This window comes from Flavobacterium sp. HJJ, from assembly GCF_015351475.1.
GTDB lineage: Bacteria > Bacteroidota > Bacteroidia > Flavobacteriales > Flavobacteriaceae > Flavobacterium > Flavobacterium marginilacus.
In genome coordinates, this window is sequence record NZ_JADKPR010000010.1 from 112,598 (window position 1) to 132,304 (window position 19,707).

The window sequence follows — 19,707 nt, forward strand, 5'->3', positions numbered from 1 at the left end:
GGTACGTCCTGCATATTTTTGCTGTTAATGCGTAAAAAAACTGCAAAAAAAATCGCCCTTTATGAATCTAAAAGGATGATTTTGTAAATAGAAATCCGGTTATAGCAGTATGGGTACTGCTGGTGCTGTCGCACTATTGCCTGTACTGCTGGCAAAGCGTTTTTTGAACTGGTCTGCAATGCTGTCTGCGCCGGGAACTCCAGCCATAAGCCGTTCGACTCACCCTGAAAGAAGGCTGGTCTAGATGGCTTATGGACATGACGCGTGAGGGATAGGAATAAGCTGCCAGCGCAGCTTGGATAGTCCGACCCCCGTTAAGAAAAAGGCCTAACTCTTCTATGTGATGAGTTAGACCTTTTTCTTAACGGAGGCACGCCCCAATGATTTTTTAAATATTATTTCACTTCGTAAACGTTGTTGTTTTGTTTAACATCGGCCATTAAACCGCTTGGGTCAATGGTGATTTTCTTGATCGCACTTTTGGGTTTTGAAATGCTAAACTCATATGCTGGAAATGCCCAAGCCCAGTCGCTGAGAACAGTTCTGGTGATGGCGGGTGTGGGATTTGGTTTTTCGAAACTCATCATGCGCAGTGGTATGTAGAACGTTTCTCTGCTGCCATCTGTATATTCTACCTGAAGATCTATAGGCATTGGCATACGGCCGATTCTCTCAAGGGTTACTGACGTTTTATCTGCATTTTCCTTAACGTCTTTGATTCCGTAATCAATAGTGTTTAAAGTTTCCGTCCAATCCACCAGATACCAGTCAAGGTTTGCTCCCGAAACGCGCTCGGCTGTTCTCTTGATATCATTTGGCGACGGATGCTTGAATTTGAAATCCTGGTAATATTTTTTTACCGTTTTGTCCAAATTGTCCTGTCCGATTACATAAATGAGCTGTGACAGGAAAATACTTCCTTTTACATAAGAAGAAATACTATATGGACGGTTTTCGTCATAACGGTCTCCATGAGTAGTCTGTGGCTGCTCCTTGCCGGATTCAACCAGTTTATAATAAGCCCCATAATTCCCTCTGAATGGGTTTTCTTCTTTTTTATCTTTTAGCTCATTCAGCGCCAAATCTTCTATATACGTAGTAAATCCCTCGTCCATCCAAGGGTGCTTGGACTCATTGGAAGCTAAAATATGCTGAAACCAGGAGTGTCCGAGTTCGTGAGCAGCCGTGCCTAGAATTCCGTCGGGAGTTCCGTTGCCCAGCATAAGGGTACACATAGCATACTCCATACCGCCATCACCTCCCTGAATAAAGGAGTACTGCTTGTAAGGATAACTGCCTACCTCTTTGTTATAATAATCCATCACTTTTACCAATAATGGCTCTACTTTTCGCCAGTTCTCGACTACTGAGGGCGTGTTTTTGAAAAGGAAATGCAAATCAACATTATTTGGCCCTTTTACAACATCGTGCTGGTAATTCTTATCGGCTGCCCAAGTAAAATCATGTACCATTGGAGCCACAAAATGCCAGGTCAGTGTTTTTGCTTTTTTAGGATAAACCACATTTACTCCTGCATCCTGATAACCATGACCTATTTCGTTCGGGTTTTGCAAATAACCGGAACCGCCTAATGTATACTCCTTATCAATGGTAATATTTACATCAAAATTTCCCCATACACCATGAAATTCTCTGGCAATATAAGGATCGGCATGCCAGCCTTCAAAATCGAATTCGGCAATTTTCGGGTACCACTGCGCCATTGACAATTCGATGCCTTCGGAATTATTTCGTCCCGAACGGCGGATCTGCACCGGCACCTGACCATCAAAATCAAGAGTAAAAGTTGTTTTTGAATTGGGTAAAATTGGTTTCGCCAAAGTCACTTCAAGAATAGTGCTTACTTCCTTAATAGTTGCTGCAATGCCGTCCTGTTTAAAATTGGAAATTTTCAAATATCCAATTTCATTTGGTTTCAGGTTTTTGATTCGGCTTTCTTTTATTTCCTTATCATCCACTTTAATTTTGGAGACCATTCGGGCATCTGGATCTTTGATTGTCTGAATTCTGATATCCATTTCACTTCCCGGCTGGAAAGCATTATTATACAAATGGTAATACACTTTCTTTAAGGTATCCGAAGAATTATTGGTGTAAACCAGTTCTTGTTTTCCTTTGTACTGATAACTTTTGACATCCATAGTGACATCCATTTTGTAATCAGCATGCTGTTGCCAATAACCTTGTTTCTGAGCGGACAGATTACTGACACTCACAGAAAGCAGGATGAATAAAAAGAGTTTGCGCATGGTATTTAAAATGAAAAAATGGAAGAACCAAAAGCCCTTCCATTGAATTAATAGTAATTAAGAATTATTTTCTTGACATTTTTTCTGCCATCAAAAGTGCGTTATAAGCATTGACCATTTTGGCCGATTTTGATGTTCTATCAGACTTAACATTTACATCTTGCTTTTCACCCACAACAACATCAGCCGGCAGCGGTGTACCGGAATCCATCAAGATTTGTTTTACTTGTTTGGCAGATAATTTTGGATAATATGAACGAATTAAGGCAGCAACTCCGGCAGTATTTGGCGAAGCCATTGAAGTCCCCTGCAAATATTTGTATTTATTGTTTGGAATCGTAGCGTAGATTTCGTCACCTGGCGCAAAAACATCTACATTAAAAGTTCCGTAATTTGAAAACGGTGCAATTACACTGTCTCCATATTGATTGTTCAAAGCACCTACAGTAAGCACATTGGATGCAAACTCTTTTGTATTGTCTGCAGAATCATTAGGAAAATTTGCATTTTCCGGCAGATCGATATTATTTCCGTCATTTCCGGCAGCATGAACAAAAAGTACGTCTTTCTTTTCGGCATATTTTATAGCATCAAAAACCCATTGCTTGTGAGGAGAATAACTTTTCCCAAAACTTCCGTTAATTACTTTGGCTCCGTTATCGACAGCATAACGAATAGCCAAAGCAATATCTTTGTCATATTCATCTCCATCTGGAACTGCTCTTACGGCCATAATTTCAACGTTATCAGCAACTCCGTCACCGCCAATGCCATTGCCTCTTACCTGTGCAATAATTCCGGCAACGTGAGTTCCGTGAAGTGCCTCTTCTTTGTCTGGTCCATAAACAATATTATTCCCGTATTTGGTATTTTTAATATCCTCAACATTGTCTCCTACTGCTTTTCGGCCATCAAAGTCTTTGTTAAGATTATATTTCAGCTGTCCGTCAACATAATCGCTGTACTCTTTAATTTCATCCCTGAAAGCAGGTCCCGCATTAGTTAAAATACGAGTCATAACCGCTTTAGATTTAGTCAGATCAGGATCTGTAGTAACAATTCCGTTTAAATCTTCTATAGTATAATTTTCTTTACCTAAATGTTTTTGAACCGCATTATCAGCACCCACGAGAAAATCAACCTGCTTTTTGTCTTTCAAAGCTTTGCCATATTTTTCATCATAAGCAGCCAAAGCGCTTTTGTATGTTGCTGATCCGTCATCCCCTTTTTTTACGATTCGGGTCATTTCAAGAGTCTCATGCACTGCATCTCCCAAAAAGTTCCAGCCATGAATATCATCAATAAAACCGTTTTTATCATCATCTTTTCCGTTTCCGGCGATTTCTTTTTTATTAGTCCAAACAACTGATTTCAAATCTTCATGATCAATATCTACTCCAGAATCTACAATTCCAACAATTACTTTAACCCCTTTTTTTCCTTTTAATAATTCGGCATAAGCTTTGTCAACACTCATTCCAGGGACACTGTCTTTCGCTAAATCCAGATGTGACCATCGCTGCAGTTCGGATTCGGTTAGTTTTCCTTTTTTGCCAGTATAGGCTGCGGCTGTCTGAGCATCTGCCGAAAGGCTTACAGTCAAAGAGGCAAGCACTGCCAACGGGGTGATGTATATGTATTTCATAAAATATTGATTTTTCAGTTTTAGTAATGAACTTCAAAAATAGGAGAACTAAATTAATAAATATGCAATCATTAACGCTTTTTTATGACAAAAAACTTTCATAAAACTATCAATTAGCAAAAAACATAGATTATTCTAAGTTATTTCGGTAAAAGTGGCTGCAAAACTGCTCAATCTTTCATTAAGCAAAATCACCATAAATGATGACTGTACAAAAACAAATGAATTGTAACATTGCAGGTCTTTAAATAAAATCATATTATTTATAAAAACGAAATTACTTTTATTACTGATCTTATTAATTGAGGTCAATGGTTTTAACCAATTTTCAGGTATTCCTGATGCCAAATTTGTAGCTAAATTAATTACTTAAGACTTGATGAATATATACAGGACATTCGCTTTTAAAACTTTTAAATTTCATTTACCCAAAGTATAAAAAAATGGCACACAGCTAAAACGGATTTTGCACAGATTCCAACTAAATTCTTAACGGATTTATTAAAAAATCCGTTCTAATCTATTTTATCCATAGGATCCTTGGCTAATTTAGCTGTTTTGCAAAATGACAAAGCAATATTTATTTTTAAAAGCAAATGCCTTGGAATATATAGTAGAAAAATAATATTAAATTGTATTATTGTATCATATAAAAACTATCTCGTGTTTATGACGGTAAACCTGCTTTTTTTAGTATTTGCTGCAATTTTTCTTGCTGGACATACTCTGGATTTTTCCACCATTCCTTCTATAAGCAGGCATTCTTGTTACAATCAAATTAATTTGAAAAATATCCGTTCATGGATATGGATTTTATTTTTTTATCGTTAAGAAATCACTAGAAAATGAATTTTAAATAAAATATATTATTAAATAACTCAAATCTTATTATATGAAAAAAACTTTACTATTCATTCTTATAATACTTTCATACTTTCCGACAAAAGCTCAATGCTGGAAAACAATGGCTGCAGGATCCGAACATACAATTGCCATTAAAACAGATGGCACCTTATGGACATGGGGGTTTAATGGTAATGGAGAACTAGGCGATGGTTCATGGACAAGCAGAAATATTCCCAAAAAGATTGGAACTGACAAAGATTGGAAAACTATAATAACTGGATATAATCATTCGATTGCCCAAAAAACAGATGGCACTATATGGGCTTGGGGAGATAATTATTATGGACAACTAGGTGATGGCACAAATTCGAGCAAAAACATTCCTACACAGATAGGAATCGCAAACGATTGGCAAACGATAGCAACTGGAAATCATCATACAGTTGCCGTTAAGAAAGATGGTACCTTATGGGTTTGGGGAGGAAATTATAACGGAGAATTAGGAGATGGTACCACCATAGGTAAAAATAGTCCTGTTCAGATAGGAATTTCTAACGACTGGCAGACTGTAACAGCTGGTTTTTCCTGTACAATGGCTCTGAAAAAAGACGGTACTTTATGGGCTTGGGGAGATAATTCCAGTTGGCAATTAGCAGACGGAACCACTGCAAATAGCAGTGTACCAAAACAAATTGGAACAGCTGTTAATTGGAAATCAGTAGCTCTGGGAACTGGTCATGCAATTGCCTTAAAAACTGACGGTACTTTATGGGCCTGGGGAAGGAACCCAAATGGAGCATTGGGAGACGGTACTGCAATAAACAGAACTGTTCCAACTCAGATAGGAATCTCAACCGATTGGAAAACCATAGCAGTGGGAACCGACCATTCAATCGCATTAAAAACAAATGGCTCTTTGTGGACTTGGGGAAGAAATTTTTATGGACAATTAGGAAATGGCACAACCACTGAAAGTCTTGTTCCAATACAAATAGGCGAAAATACTTGGCAGACAGCAGTTGCAGGAAGTTATCAAACTATAGGATTGAATACGGATAACTCTATATTGACTTGGGGAAGAAATTCCTATGGACAATTGGGCAATGGCACATCTACGGATAAAAAAGTGCCGACACTTATAGACTGTCCAGGAGCATTAATGGCTACTACAAAGCAAATTAACATAAGCTGTATAAATGATATCGGCGGTTCGGCATATATAGCGTCCATTTCAGGCGGTACAGCACCTTATTCCTACCTTTGGTCAAATGGAGCTACAACATCCTCAATTACTGGATTGAAAGCTGGTGATTATTCTTGTACGATTACAGATGCTGATATGTTATCAATCACTAAAAATTTTGTCATTATAAAGCCAAGTCCTCTTTTTGCCACAACAACAATTATAAACACCGACTGTAATGGCAACAACGGAATTATTACCATTATGGCGAATGGAGGAACCGAACCCTACCAATATGGAATTTCGAATATGGTTTTTCAATCCTCAAATGTGTTTACTAACTTATCACCAGGAACTTATGAACTATATGTAAAAGACTACAATGGCTGTATCGTTTCAAATACTATTACTATTACCCTAAATTATACACCTCCGCCAACCGCGACTGCACAGACGCTCTATACTAACGCAACAGTTAGCAGCTTACAGGCTGTCGGTTCTAATATTCAATGGTATAATGATCTTACAGGAGGAACAGCTTTAAATTTATCAGCTGCACTGAAGACAGGTAAATATTATGTTTCGCAAACCATCAACGGCTGCGAAAGTTCAAGAATAGCAGTTGATGTGACAATTATGCCAGTTTCAGCAAATGGATCAATTCCAACAAATGGTCTGCTTGCTTATTACCCTTTTACTGGAAATGCTAATGATACAAGCGGAAAAGGAAACAATGGAATTGCCTCCAATGTTACTCTAATAGAAGACAGATTTGGAAAAAGCAACAGTGCTTACTCTTTTAATGGTACAAGCAGTAACATTGAATCCAATATTGCTAATTATCCTCTTAAAGGGGGATCGCGAACAATTACAGCCTGGTTCAAATCTTCATCTAAAATTGGCTCTCCAAATTCAGATTTTTGCCTCTTAAATTATGGAAATATAGATGACCCTAATTATTGGTTTAAAATTAGCTTCTATAGCAAAGGCTATTTAGATATACAATTTGATTCTAAAACTATTTCGTCCCAGGAAAATTATTTTAACGATGAATGGACCTTCGTTGCATTAACTTTTGATGAAACAAATAACACTTACTCCTTATATATAAATGGAGTATATAAAATGAGCGGAACAGCCAGTTTATATACAAACGGTTTTAATAATTTTTTTAGAATAGGACGAAATAAATTAAATAACTATTTTGAAGGGGCAATTGATGATATCGGTATTTGGAATCGTGTGCTTACACAAGAAGAAATAACAGGTTTGTATACACCTGGAATCAAAGAACCTGTTACTTTAATTCCTGACCCATATTTTGAACAAAAATTAATTGATTTGAAAATCGACAACGGAACCATCGATGGAAAAGTCCTGACATCAAAAATAAACACCATAACACAGCTAAACGTTAGCAACAGCGCAATTAAGGATTTAACAGGAATTCAAGACTTTGCACAATTAACCGATCTGTACTGTAATCAAAACCTATTAACTGCATTAAATGTAAGTAAAAACACATTTTTGAAAACTTTAGATTGTAACAACAACAAAATAGAGGTTTTAGATATAAGTAAAAATATTGCTTTAGATACTTTAAGCTGTTATAGCAATCGATTGACCGTGCTGGATGTAAAAATAAATAAGTCTTTAAAAAAATTAGACTGCGGTTCAAACCAAATCAGTAGTCTAGATGTAAGCACAAATACCGATTTAATATTTTTGGGTTGCAATACCAGTCTATTAACAACTTTGGATATAAGCAAAAATACTAGATTGAAGCTCCTAGATTGCCGCGAAAATAAATTAACCAGCTTGGATGTTTCTGCTATCGGTACTCTTACAGAGCTGTATTGCCAGTCAAATCAATTAACAAGTTTAGATGTAAGCAAAAATAAAGCTTTGGAATTTTTAAACTGTTCAAAAAATCAGTTAACCACTTTGGATATAAGCGTAAATACAGCCTTAGTCGGTTTATATTCTAATTCTAATCAATTAACGAATTTAAATCTGAAGAATGGAAACAATACTAAACTTGCCTATCTAAATTTTAAAATAAATCCAAATTTAAGCTGTATTGAAGTTGATGATATTGATTATTCTAATACAAACTGGTCAAGTAAAAAAGATGCCACTGCAAGTTACAGCACTAATTGTACTCTTTCTTTTGTTACAATCCGGGATTCAAATTTTGAGCAGAAATTAATTGATTTAGGAATTGATACAGATGGCCTAAATGGAAAAATTACTGCAGCGAACATAAACTCAATTACCACTTTAGACCTCTCAAATAGTAATATCAAAGATTTAACCGGAATTGAAAATTTTACAGCATTAAACACTTTAGACTGCAGAAACAATCAGCTGGTTAGCCTGGATCTTTCCAAAAACACTAATCTTCAGATTCTATACGTCACTGGTAATCCGCTTGTGTACATAAATCTGCAAAATGGAAATAACCATAATCTTATAGTAAAATCACCAACAGGCCGAAAAAAATCCAGTGCCGGCGGAACAACCTTTTTAGGAATTACTACTTTGGGTTGTGTAAAAGTTGACAATGCTGAATATTCTAATGCAAATTGGTCTAAAATCAAAGAAACAACAACTACCTATTCTGAAACTTGTACTTTAGGTCTGGAAGATTCTCAATTTAGCAAAGCTCAAGTATATCCAAACCCAACAAAAGGCGAAATTAACATTAACAATATCTCTTTAGAGAAAGCTAATATTTACGATCTGCGGGGACAGTTGGTAAAAACATTCACCCTGGATTCAGGCAACACAAATAATACAATCAATTTATCAGGTCTTCCAAAAGGGGTTTACTTTGTATATCTAATTAATCAGGAGGCCGCTTCTGTCAAAAAAGTTATAGTTGAGTAAATTTACTTTGTTGAACAAAAAAACCACATTCTCATTAATTAGAAAATGTGGTTTTTTGTTTTAAAAAATATCCGAGCAGCTAAACCGCTCTTTCAGCCTTACCCCCTTTTCGGTATGCTCAACAGTAATAATTTCGTTATGCGCATCGTGTTCCAAAAACAGATAGTAATTATTATCGGCGGCGGCATTCAGGAATTTTGACTTCTCAGGCATTGTTAACAAAGGTCTTGTATCATATCCCATTACATAAGGTAAAGGCAAATGTCCTGCTGTAGGAATCAAGTCTGCACAAAAAACAATCGTTTTACCTTGATACTGAATATGCGGAATCATCATTTTCTCGGTATGCCCATCAACATAAAAAATTCCAAATCCCAATTCATCTGAAACTGCAAAATCACTTTCGGATTTCAGAATAAAATTGAGCTGACCGCTTTCCTGCATCGGTAAAATATTCTCAGCTAAAAAAGATGCTTTTTCTCTGGCGTTTGGCTTTGTTGCCCATTCCCAATGGTTTTCGTTGGTCCAAAATTTAGCATTTTTAAAAGCGGGTTCATAACCCGTTTTGTCTTTGTTCCATTGGATACTGCCGCCACAATGGTCAAAATGCAGATGCGTCATAAAAATATCAGTAATATCGTCGCGGTGAAAACCATATTTAGCCAATGATTTGTCCATAGAATGCGTTCCCCAAAGCGAGTAATATCCAAAAAATTTCTCTGACTGTTTATTCCCCATTCCCGTATCAATCAAAATCAATCGATTTCCGTCTTCAATCAGCAGACAGCGTGCTGCAATATCAATCAGATTATTTTTGTCGGCTGGATTGGTTTTGTTCCAGATAGTTTTTGGCACAACGCCAAACATTGCGCCTCCATCAAGTTTAAAATTGCCGGTTTCTATGGGATAAAGTTTCATCAATATATTTTAAAGTTAAAAAACAATGCAATTTACCAAAATCTTATGGCTTAAATCCTCCTCATATAACAAATTTCTATCTGGATATTAGTTATATAAATGTTATCAGTTATGAAAAAAAGCATTTTATATAGTATCTTTGCAGTTAATTTAGACGAAATAAAGATTAGGATTTAGAGAAGCTTACAGAAATTGTGCTGACTACAGAACTCACAATAAGTTATTTAATTCTAAAAAAATTTAAAAAAAAACTAAGATGATACAAGTTTCTGATACTGCCAAAAAGAAAATCATCGATTTGATGAAAGATGATGGTTATGATGCTGCTATAGACTACGTAAGAGTAGGTGTAAAAAGCGGTGGTTGCTCTGGTTTGTCATATGATTTGAAATTTGACAAAAACAAAGGCGAAGATGATAAAATATTTGAAGACAACGAAATAAAAATTGCAGTCGAAAAAAAATCGTTCCTTTATTTAGCAGGAACAATTTTAGAATTTTCTGGAGGATTAAATGGCAAAGGATTTGTCTTTAATAATCCAAATGCTAATAGGACCTGCGGTTGTGGGGAATCGTTCTCACTTTAGTCAAATGTCGAAAGTCATAAAGTCGAAAGACCATATAATGACTTTCTAACTTTAGACTTTCAAACTTTAAGACTTAAAAATGAATAAATACACCGAAGACGATTTAAAAATCGAATTAGAGACCAAAGAATATGAGTACGGATTTTATACTGAATTAGAATCCGAAACTTTTCCTATTGGTTTAAACGAAGATATTGTTCGAGCGATCTCCCAAAAGAAAGACGAGCCGCAATGGATGACCGACTGGCGCATAGAAGCTTTTCGCGCCTGGCAGGAAATGATTGAGCCGGAATGGGCAAATGTTAATTATATAAAACCCGATTTTCAGGCAATTTCCTATTATTCAGCTCCTAAAAAAGCGGATCCAAACAAGACTCTTGACGATGTAGATCCAGAACTTTTGGAAATGTACAAAAAGTTAGGAATCTCAATCGATGAGCAAAAAAAGATGAACAACATCGCTATGGATATTGTGGTTGACTCCGTTTCGGTTGCGACTACATTCAAAGCGACATTGGCCGAGAAAGGAATAATCTTCATGAGTATTTCTGAAGCGATCAAAGAACATCCTGAATTAGTCCGTAAACATCTCGGTACTGTTGTTCCTCAAAAAGACAACTTCTATGCGGCCTTGAATTCGGCTGTTTTCTCAGACGGATCTTTCTGTTATATTCCAAAAGGCGTTCGCTGTCCAATGGAACTCTCTACTTATTTTAGAATCAATCAAGCAGGAACCGGACAATTCGAAAGAACTTTATTAGTTGCTGACGAAGGAAGTTATGTCTCTTACCTAGAAGGATGTACTGCTCCAACCCGTGATGAAAACCAATTGCATGCTGCAGTTGTAGAATTAATCGCTTTGGAAGGTGCTGAAATAAAATATTCTACAGTTCAAAACTGGTATCCAGGAAATAAAGAAGGTAAAGGCGGGGTTTTCAATTTTGTAACCAAAAGAGGATTGTGTGAGAATAATGCAAAAATCTCCTGGACACAAGTAGAAACAGGATCTGCAATTACTTGGAAATATCCATCTGTTGTTTTAAAAGGAGATAACTCTATCGGAGAATTTTATTCGATTGCTGTTACCAATAATTTCCAGCAGGCAGATACAGGAACCAAAATGATTCACTTGGGTAAAAACAGTAAATCAACTATTATTTCCAAAGGAATTTCTGCAGGAAAATCACAAAACAGTTATAGAGGTTTAGTGCAAATTAGTGCAAGAGCAGAAAACGCCAGAAACTTTTCGCAATGTGACTCTTTATTAATGGGTAACAATTGTGGAGCGCATACTTTCCCTTACATCGAAAGCAAAAATCCATCGGCCAAAATAGAACACGAAGCGACAACCAGTAAAATTGGTGAAGATCAGGTTTTCTATTGCAACCAACGCGGAATCCCAACTGAAAAAGCAATTGCACTTATCGTAAATGGTTTCAGTAAAGACGTGTTGAACAAATTGCCAATGGAGTTTGCTGTGGAAGCACAAAAATTATTGGAAATTTCATTGGAAGGAAGTGTTGGTTAAGAATTGTTTAAAGTTTAAGGTTTAAAGTTGTTGGACTGAATTATAAGAATTTTCGGTAACTTTAAACAAAGAAAACTTTAAACAAAAAATATGGCAACAATAAGTCGATTTGAAGATTTAGAAATTTGGAAAGAAGCCAGACGATTAGCGAAAGAAATTCAAATTATTTCTTTGGAAACAGAATTGAAGAATGATTTTAGATTTAAAGATCAAATAAAAGCTTCCTCAGGTTCTGTAATGGATAATATAGCAGAAGGATTTGAAAGAAATGGAAATTTAGAATTTCGACAATTTTTATCAATCGCAAAGGGTTCTGCAGGAGAAACAAGATCTCAACTCTACAGAGTTTTTGATTTTGGTTATATTAAAGAAGATAAATTTGAAATTCTGAAAACAGATTTTGAAAATTTAAGTGGTAAAATAAACAATTTTATATCATATTTAAACAAGAAAGATTTTAAAGGCACTAAGTTTCAGTAACTACAAGAACTTTAAACTTTAAACTTTAAACAAATAAAACGGATGTTAAGCATAAAAAATTTACACGCCTCAATAGGTGACAAAGAAATATTAAAAGGAATTAACCTTGAGATAAAAGCTGGAGAAGTACACGCTATAATGGGACCTAACGGTGCCGGAAAAAGTACTTTATCTGCTGTAATTGCTGGAAACGAAAACTACGAAGTAACTGATGGAGAAGTAATTTTGGACGGAGAAGATCTTGCCGAATTAGCTCCGGAAGAAAGAGCACACAAAGGAGTTTTCCTTTCGTTCCAATATCCTGTAGAAATCCCAGGTGTTTCGGTAACCAATTTTATGAGATCGGCAATCAACGAAACCCGTAAAGCCAAAGGCCAGGAAGAAATGCCAGCAAATGAAATGCTGAAATTGATTCGTGAAAAATCGGAATTATTGGAAATCGACAGAAAATTTCTTTCCCGTTCCTTAAACGAAGGATTTTCTGGAGGAGAAAAAAAACGTAACGAGATTTTCCAAATGGCAATGTTAGAGCCAAAATTAGCTATCCTTGACGAAACCGATTCTGGATTGGATATTGATGCGCTTCGTATCGTTGCCAATGGTGTAAACAAATTGAAAAGCGAGAAAAACGCAGTAGTTGTAATTACGCACTACCAAAGATTATTGGATTATATCGTTCCTGATTTTGTTCACGTTCTTTACAACGGAAAAATCGTGAAATCTGGTGATGCGTCGCTTGCACACGAATTAGAAGACAAAGGATACGACTGGATCAAACAAGAACAAGAAGCGTAATAGTCGAAGGTCAAAAGTCTTAAAGTCAAAAGAAAAAGTGAATGGGTAAATTTAATTCTTTCGAAGAAATTAATTCTTGGCAAAAATCAAGAATATTCAACAAAAGAATATATTTAATTACTGAATCTTCAACTTTTAAAAAAGACTTTGATTTTGTTAGACAAATTAGGCGAGCATCAATTTCAATATCATCAAACATAGCTGAAGGTTTTGAAAGAAATACAGATAAAGAGTTTATTTACTTTTTATATGTTGCCAAAGCATCTGCGGGTGAAGTTCGGTCCCAATTATATTTGGCATATGATTTAGAATATATTGCAAAAGAAGAATTTGAAACATTATTAGAATCCGTAACAGAAATATCAAAATTGTTAAGTGGTTTTATTAAATATTTGAGTCCAAAGTCATAAGCAAATTGCTCTGACTTTCAAATTTTAAGACTCATAAATAACAGAATGGTCGACAATCTTAAGTCTTTAGACTTTCGACTTTCGACTTTAAGACTTAATTAAAAATGGATTTAAAAGAAAAATTACTATCGTCTTTTATGGCTTTTGAAGAACGTGTTGATGTTCACTCTGAACTTCATGATGTTCGAACTTTAGCCATAAAAAACTTCGAAAATAAAGGTTTCCCAACCAAAAAGGAAGAAAGCTGGAAATACACTTCGCTAAGCGCCATCCTAAAAAATGACTTTAGCGTTTTCCCAAAAACAGAAAGCACCATTCAATACAGCGACGTAAAAAAATATTTTTTACACGAAATAGACACCTACAAAGTAGTGTTTATTGATGGTGTTTTTAGTTCGCATTTATCTTCAACAACACACGACGGAATTGACGTTTGTCTAATGTCATCGGCATTGAACAAACCCAAATACAAAATGGTGATTGATACCTATTTCAATAAAATTGCCAGCAAAGACGAAAGTTTGACTTCCTTGAATACTGCTTTTGCAAATGAAGGCGCTTATATCAATATCCCAAAAAGCAAAGTTGCCGACAAACCTATCGAGATCATGTATTTCTCTACAGGAAACGAAACTGCTCTTTTGGTACAGCCAAGAAACTTGGTTATTGTTGGCGAAAACTCACACGTACAAATCATTGAGCGTCACCAAAGTTTGAACAACAATCCGGTTTTGACCAATTCGGTTACCGAGATTTTTGCTCAAAAAAGAGCCATTGTCGATTATTACAAAATCCAAAATGACAATCTGGAAGCTAATTTAATTGACAATACGTATGTTTCTCAAAAACAGGAAAGTAACGTTTCGGTACACACTTTCTCTTTTGGAGGAAACTTAACCAGAAACAATCTGAATTTCTATCATTTTGGAGAAAGACTGACAAGCACTTTAAACGGAATCACAATTATTGGAGATAAACAGCACGTTGATCATTACACCTTGGTAAACCATGCTTCACCAAACTGCGAAAGTTTTCAGGATTACAAAGGAATTTTCACCGACCGTTCCACTGGAGTTTTCAACGGTAAAGTATATGTTGAAAAAGAAGCTCAAAAAACAAATGCATTCCAAAAAAGCAACAACATCCTTTTGAGCGACAAAGCTACTATCAACGCTAAACCGCAATTAGAAATTTTTGCTGATGATGTAAAATGTTCTCACGGCTGTACTGTTGGACAATTGGACGAAACTGCTATGTTCTATATGCAACAACGCGGAATTCCAAAGAAAGAAGCCAAAGCATTATTGATGTATGCTTTCTCAAACTCAGTAATTGAAAACATCAAAATACCGGAATTAAAACAACGAATCACCAAAATTATCGCTAATAAATTGGGCGTAAAAATTGGATTTGATTTGTAACAATTTATAATGTGCCTAATCCTGCTGTTCATTACAAGCTTTTTGGCACTGTTGCATTTTTTTAAAAACAAAAAAAGGAGCTTCCGCTGGTCGCTCTTTTTTGTTTAGAAAAATTGCACCATTACTGCAAAAGGCTTTCCATTTCCATCAGGGGCAAAACACACATCGATTAAAAAAATGAGTATCTTTGAATATTAAATTCAATCGACGATGGCAACTATCATAACCGACATAAATGATTTAGACCTAAGTAAATCATACACTTACGCCGATTATCTTACTTGGAATTTTCAAGAAAGACTGGAAATTCTGAAAGGTAAAATTTTCAAGATGAGTCCCGCTCCAAGCAGAAAACATCAAGAAATTTCAGCAAAGATATTTCGAAAATTTGATCGTTATTTTGAAAACAAATTATGTAATATTTATTATGCTCCTTTTGATGTTCGTTTGAAAAATTTCAAAAAAAGCACTTCAGACAAAGAAATTACAACTGTTGTCCAGCCTGACATTTGTGTGATTTGCGATAAAGAAAAATTAGACGACAGAGGATGTATTGGAGCTCCCGATTTAATTATTGAAATTCTTTCGCCTGGAAATTCAAAAAAAGAAATGGATATCAAATTTGATTTATACGAAGAGAACGCTGTTAAAGAATATTGGATAGTCGAACCATTTCAAAAATCAATATTAATTTATACACTGCAAAATGACAAATACATTGGACTAAAACCTATCGCTGAAGAAGGATGGGTACATAGTCCACTGTTCCCTGAACTGACTTTCAATGTAGAAGAAATTTTTAGGGATTAATTCAATTTCATAATAAAAATGAAACCCGACAGATTTTTGGAAATCTGTCGGGTTTTTTACTTTTTATTATTCTTTACTTTCCCAATAAGCAAAAGATTGTGGAGGAGTTAAATTATAATCTTCCTTTAGACATTTAGGCGTTTTAAACCTTATTTGGTTTTTTATTTGAATAGCAAAACCTTGTTCACGATTCGCAAAATACTGATAAAAATAATCTTCACTTATTCCTGAAAATTCCTTTGTCCGTTCCCATAAAGTTCCTAAATCATCATTAAAAATCTGGTCAATTTGAAATTCACCAATCACTTTTTGAACAGGCGAAGAAGCATAAACTAAAACCGAAGTAACATTTTGATTTTTGAAAATAGCTTTTCTGAATTCAAATTTTTTTGTTCCATCAAATATTTTATTCGCAAATTGAGGCTTTATTGATAGTACTACTTTCATATGTTATAATTTATAAGCAAATTTAATCAAAACATTAAACTGTTCATTCGTTATTTTAATAAATCCTCTTGGCATATTCAATATATCAGGAATAATGCCTAATCTATTAAGATCATCTAAAGTTGGCTTAGGTGTTGGTAAAGAATGAGCATACAAGAAATTAATAACAAAAGGTCTATTATTTGGATATTTATCCCACCAATTTGTTTTTAAGTCCTCTCTTGAAATCATAGTTCGTCTATTACAAGCATTAAAAAAATCTTCAAAAAATTTGAAATTGTTTTGAACATTTTCAACAATGCAAATTGTTGTGATAGTACTAGAATATTTTTTTGGTGTTGTTTCCCCCATACGATATACAATCAATAAATCTCCCGATTTTAGATTTCTATCTTGAGAATGTGAAATATATACTTTACTTATTCTATTCCTATGAGGTTCATTTTCTGTATATTTTCTAATATCTTCCCTAGTATTTATACTATCTGGAAAAAGCTCTGTATGATATTGTGGTTCAATTTTAATTATGTATTTATCAGTTTTTCTAGATAAAAAAGGAAATGTAAGTTTTGGATTTTCTAAATTAATTGGTGTTTCTCTATTAAAAGATCTTACATAAACCTTTTCATCTCCATTTTTTGTTGTTTTTAATCCATGATAAAAAAATCCCCATTCTTCAAGCATTTCAATTAGCTGTTCTTGTTCTGGTCTTTTTGTAAAAAGAGTTACATAAATTTCTTTAACTTTAAATTGTATAGCATTATCAAAAATTGTTTTTAAAAATCTTTCTCCAATTTTATAACCATTGCCAGTAACTTTTAAAGTTCCTATTTTTAATCTTTTTTTAGGTTCAAAAACAGGATTTATATTAGAATAATTCTCCTTTTCATTTTCGATTTTAACAAAAAGAAAAGCTGTCAAATTGCCATCACTATAACATACATAACATGGTTCTTCGGATTTACTATTAAACCAATTATTGAATTCATAATAATCAAGTCTAAAACTATCAAAAAATTCATCCTTGATATTAACTTCTGCAAAATCTACTTTTTTAACCGCTAATACTTTATAATCAACAAGCTCTGGATTTTCAGAAATTACCTTTTCTAAGAAATTTTGAATTTTAAAAACTTTATCTTCTATTCCTAAAAGCTTTGCTTTGGTGTGTATCTTTTTATCCTCGGAAATTAAAATATCGACTCTGCCTTCATAGACTTCATTTAAGATTTGAGTATCATTTATATCATTATCTTGATTGTCAATATTTTTGCTGACTTTAAGAATCTCTTCACCTAATGGAGCTTGATGTTTAAGTAAATTGTAACTCTTAATTTTAATACTCATTGTATCAAGAGCATTCGGATCTTTATATCTTTCTAATTCTTCAACCGTTAAAGGATGAATATATTTTGAATGTTTAAGATTATCAATCCACTTGAAAAGCTGGCCAATTTCGGGCTTATATATTTTGTTTGCTTCTCTATGAATAATGATATTGGTATCGAGTAAAATTTTCATCATTAAATAATTTCCATTAATTCATTATAATTTCCGTTTTTTATTTCGATGTAAGGAATTGAGTATTTATTTGAAAGATATCTAGCATAATCTATCTCCATTTTCTGTAAATCATTCAAAATATTTACATTGTAAATTTTGTTATCTCTTGCTTCTAGCCTTTTAGCAATTTTTTCAACATCATCAATAACGATTACAATAATTTTTGGATTGATATAATCAAATGTTTCTTCATCAATTCTATGTGGAATCTCATTTGAATTTAGTAAACAGAAATGACCATCTAGAAGATATTTTTTGTCTTTTTTGATTAATTTTTTTAGACCTATTATTAATCTGTTTTGGGTGGAAGTAATATCTTTTACGAGTTTATTATCACTCTCACTAATTTCTTCCCATTTTAATATTTGACTTGCAGTTAGATGTATTAAATCTGTTTTTAATACTATTTCATTACAAATAGTTCCTTTCCCGACACCGTGTATTCCTCCAACAAAAATTACATTTTTATTAAAATCCATGCTTCACCAAAATTTTACAGCCAATATAATGAAAAATATTACAATTACATCTTCACACTCCCCACAATCCTCTTTAACAATCCATTAAAATCAAACTTGGCATCACCTGTCAATCCTAATCTCACAATTACCAAATCGCGTGACGGAATAATAAATACCTTTTGCCCGTTAAAACCATTACAGGAATACATATCTCTTGGAGCATCTGGATAAAATCCATCGGCGTTGAGCCAAAAGTGCGCTCCGTATTTACCTTTTGAAGTGTTTGTAGGAGTCGAAACATACTTTGCCCAACTGGCATTAAATAATTGTTCGCCGTTCCAATTGCCTTTGTGCAAATAAAGCAAACCCAACTTAGACCAATCTCGCGTCGTCGCCCACGCATAGGACGAACCCACATAATTACCGGCCATATCGGTTTCAATCACCATCGAATGCATTCCGATTTTGTCAATCAATGCTGAATACCAAAAATCTAGATATTCCTGATGCGTTTTGAACTGTTTCCGCAAAATTCCCGACAGCAGATTCGTAGTTCCCGAAGAATAATTCCAATGCGTATTGGGTTTAAAAACGGCCGGTTTCAACAATTGTGAGCGCGACATATCTTCATCGTGAAAAAGCATTTCTGTAGCATCACAGATTCTGTCATAATGCTCATCCCATTCCAAACCCGAATTCATGTGGAGTAAATCATTGGTTGTAATGTTCTTTCTATTGTCATTTTGCCATTCAGGAATTGGAGCCGGTTTGTAAATATCAAACCGACCCTGTTTTTGAAGTATTCCAAAAAGTGTTCCCGTAATACTCTTTGTCATTGACCAACCTAAAAGAATACTGTTTTTATTAAACCCAACAGCATATTTTTCGGCAATAATTTTGTCTTTATAGATTACCAGAACGGAACGAGTTCTTTTAGCAACTTCTTCATCGGCATCAAAGGCATTGGCGACAGCCTGATTCAATTTGGCATAATCCACATTGACAAAAATCGTGTCTTTGGGTTCTGCATCTCCATACGGAAAAGGAAGATTATTTTTAGATTTCGCTCTTTTGGGAATTTCGTACGGCTTGGTAATATCAAAATTATCATCAATTAATGTAGCTCCTAAACCATTTCTAAAAATTGCTTTCCGCTTTTTTAATCCAAAAACAGTAGCCTCAGCAGTTGTTTCTGATTCATTTATTTCATTGGAAGCCCAACGGATAACGTCAAAATCATTATCACTTTTCTCGATGTTTTCCAGTGACCGATTGGCTATGAAATGACAGCTTGCAACGCTTTTGCCCGAAAATCCTGAAATTAATTCCAGCCTACGGTAAGTTGTAATGCCAAAATAAATCAAAAACAAAAGAACCAAAGAGATGATTATTTTTAAATATTTTTTCATAACTGGAGATATTTATCCTAATTTAATAAAAAAAGGAACACAAAAA

16 protein-coding genes are annotated in these 19,707 nt (G+C 34.5%); 9 read left to right on the forward strand and 7 right to left on the reverse strand.

What is annotated here, in order from left to right:
* Nucleotides 1–109 precede the first annotated feature (109 nt).
* On the forward strand, nt 110–244 hold the full coding sequence (locus IRZ80_RS21130; RefSeq protein ID WP_255549663.1) for a hypothetical protein: 135 nt from the start codon (nt 110–112) through the stop codon (nt 242–244).
* A 151-nt stretch (nt 245–395) separates the two neighbouring features.
* Here IRZ80_RS21130 and IRZ80_RS09990 read toward each other — a convergent pair whose 3' ends face one another.
* Both IRZ80_RS09990 and IRZ80_RS09995 read right to left on the reverse strand, forming a co-directional pair.
* Nucleotides 396–2,270: a M1 family metallopeptidase gene (locus tag IRZ80_RS09990; protein ID WP_194641422.1), complete on the reverse strand. Its 1,875-nt coding sequence runs from the start codon at nt 2,268–2,270 to the stop codon at nt 396–398.
* Nucleotides 2,271–2,334: 64 nt separating this feature from the next.
* Nucleotides 2,335–3,915: a S8 family peptidase gene (locus IRZ80_RS09995; protein ID WP_194641423.1), complete on the reverse strand. Its 1,581-nt coding sequence runs from the start codon at nt 3,913–3,915 to the stop codon at nt 2,335–2,337.
* An 892-nt stretch (nt 3,916–4,807) separates the two neighbouring features.
* Here IRZ80_RS09995 and IRZ80_RS10000 point away from each other — a divergent pair.
* Complete coding sequence (locus IRZ80_RS10000; protein ID WP_194641424.1) at nt 4,808–8,833, forward strand: LamG-like jellyroll fold domain-containing protein; 4,026 nt, start codon at nt 4,808–4,810, stop codon at nt 8,831–8,833.
* A 60-nt stretch (nt 8,834–8,893) separates the two neighbouring features.
* Here IRZ80_RS10000 and IRZ80_RS10005 read toward each other — a convergent pair whose 3' ends face one another.
* Nucleotides 8,894–9,751, reverse strand: a complete 858-nt coding sequence (locus IRZ80_RS10005) for an MBL fold metallo-hydrolase (RefSeq protein WP_194641425.1) — start codon at nt 9,749–9,751, stop codon at nt 8,894–8,896.
* Between the two features lie 256 nt (nt 9,752–10,007).
* Here IRZ80_RS10005 and IRZ80_RS10010 point away from each other — a divergent pair, with 256 nt between their 5' ends.
* From IRZ80_RS10010 to IRZ80_RS10040, 7 genes are all read left to right on the forward strand, one after another.
* Nucleotides 10,008–10,337, forward strand: coding sequence for a HesB/IscA family protein (locus IRZ80_RS10010; RefSeq protein WP_115813073.1), 330 nt, complete (start codon nt 10,008–10,010; stop codon nt 10,335–10,337).
* Between the two features lie 79 nt (nt 10,338–10,416).
* Nucleotides 10,417–11,865: a Fe-S cluster assembly protein SufB gene (sufB, locus tag IRZ80_RS10015; RefSeq protein WP_194641426.1), complete on the forward strand. Its 1,449-nt coding sequence runs from the start codon at nt 10,417–10,419 to the stop codon at nt 11,863–11,865.
* Nucleotides 11,866–11,955: 90 nt separating this feature from the next.
* Nucleotides 11,956–12,345 (forward strand): four helix bundle protein, encoded by a 390-nt coding sequence (locus IRZ80_RS10020; RefSeq protein ID WP_194641427.1) that lies wholly within the window; start codon nt 11,956–11,958, stop codon nt 12,343–12,345.
* 42 nt (nt 12,346–12,387) lie between these two features.
* Entirely contained in the window at nt 12,388–13,140 is a 753-nt protein-coding gene (sufC, locus tag IRZ80_RS10025) for a Fe-S cluster assembly ATPase SufC (protein WP_194641428.1), read from the forward strand.
* Between the two features lie 41 nt (nt 13,141–13,181).
* Nucleotides 13,182–13,550: a four helix bundle protein gene (locus IRZ80_RS10030; protein WP_194641429.1), complete on the forward strand. Its 369-nt coding sequence runs from the start codon at nt 13,182–13,184 to the stop codon at nt 13,548–13,550.
* Between the two features lie 104 nt (nt 13,551–13,654).
* Complete coding sequence (gene sufD / locus IRZ80_RS10035) at nt 13,655–14,971, forward strand: Fe-S cluster assembly protein SufD (protein WP_194641430.1); 1,317 nt, start codon at nt 13,655–13,657, stop codon at nt 14,969–14,971.
* Nucleotides 14,972–15,181: 210 nt separating this feature from the next.
* Nucleotides 15,182–15,781: a Uma2 family endonuclease gene (locus IRZ80_RS10040; protein ID WP_194641431.1), complete on the forward strand. Its 600-nt coding sequence runs from the start codon at nt 15,182–15,184 to the stop codon at nt 15,779–15,781.
* Between the two features lie 66 nt (nt 15,782–15,847).
* On the opposite strand, the gene IRZ80_RS10045 is transcribed toward IRZ80_RS10040, so the two are convergent.
* Genes IRZ80_RS10045 through IRZ80_RS10060 form a run of 4 tightly spaced genes read right to left on the reverse strand, consistent with a single transcriptional unit; the run spans nt 15,848 to nt 19,661 of the window.
* Nucleotides 15,848–16,228, reverse strand: a complete 381-nt coding sequence (locus IRZ80_RS10045) for a hypothetical protein (protein ID WP_194641432.1) — start codon at nt 16,226–16,228, stop codon at nt 15,848–15,850.
* 3 nt (nt 16,229–16,231) lie between these two features.
* On the reverse strand, nt 16,232–17,752 hold the full coding sequence (locus tag IRZ80_RS10050) for a PIN domain-containing protein (protein ID WP_228520862.1): 1,521 nt from the start codon (nt 17,750–17,752) through the stop codon (nt 16,232–16,234).
* Nucleotides 17,752–18,270 (reverse strand): ATP-binding protein, encoded by a 519-nt coding sequence (locus tag IRZ80_RS10055; protein ID WP_194641433.1) that lies wholly within the window; start codon nt 18,268–18,270, stop codon nt 17,752–17,754. The genes IRZ80_RS10050 and IRZ80_RS10055 overlap by 1 nt, the downstream gene beginning before the upstream one ends.
* A gap of 44 nt (nt 18,271–18,314) precedes the next feature.
* Nucleotides 18,315–19,661 carry a serine hydrolase domain-containing protein gene (locus IRZ80_RS10060; protein ID WP_194641434.1) on the reverse strand — a complete coding sequence of 449 codons (1,347 nt, stop codon included), beginning with the start codon at nt 19,659–19,661 and terminating at the stop codon, nt 18,315–18,317.
* Between the last annotated feature and the right edge of the window lie 46 nt (nt 19,662–19,707).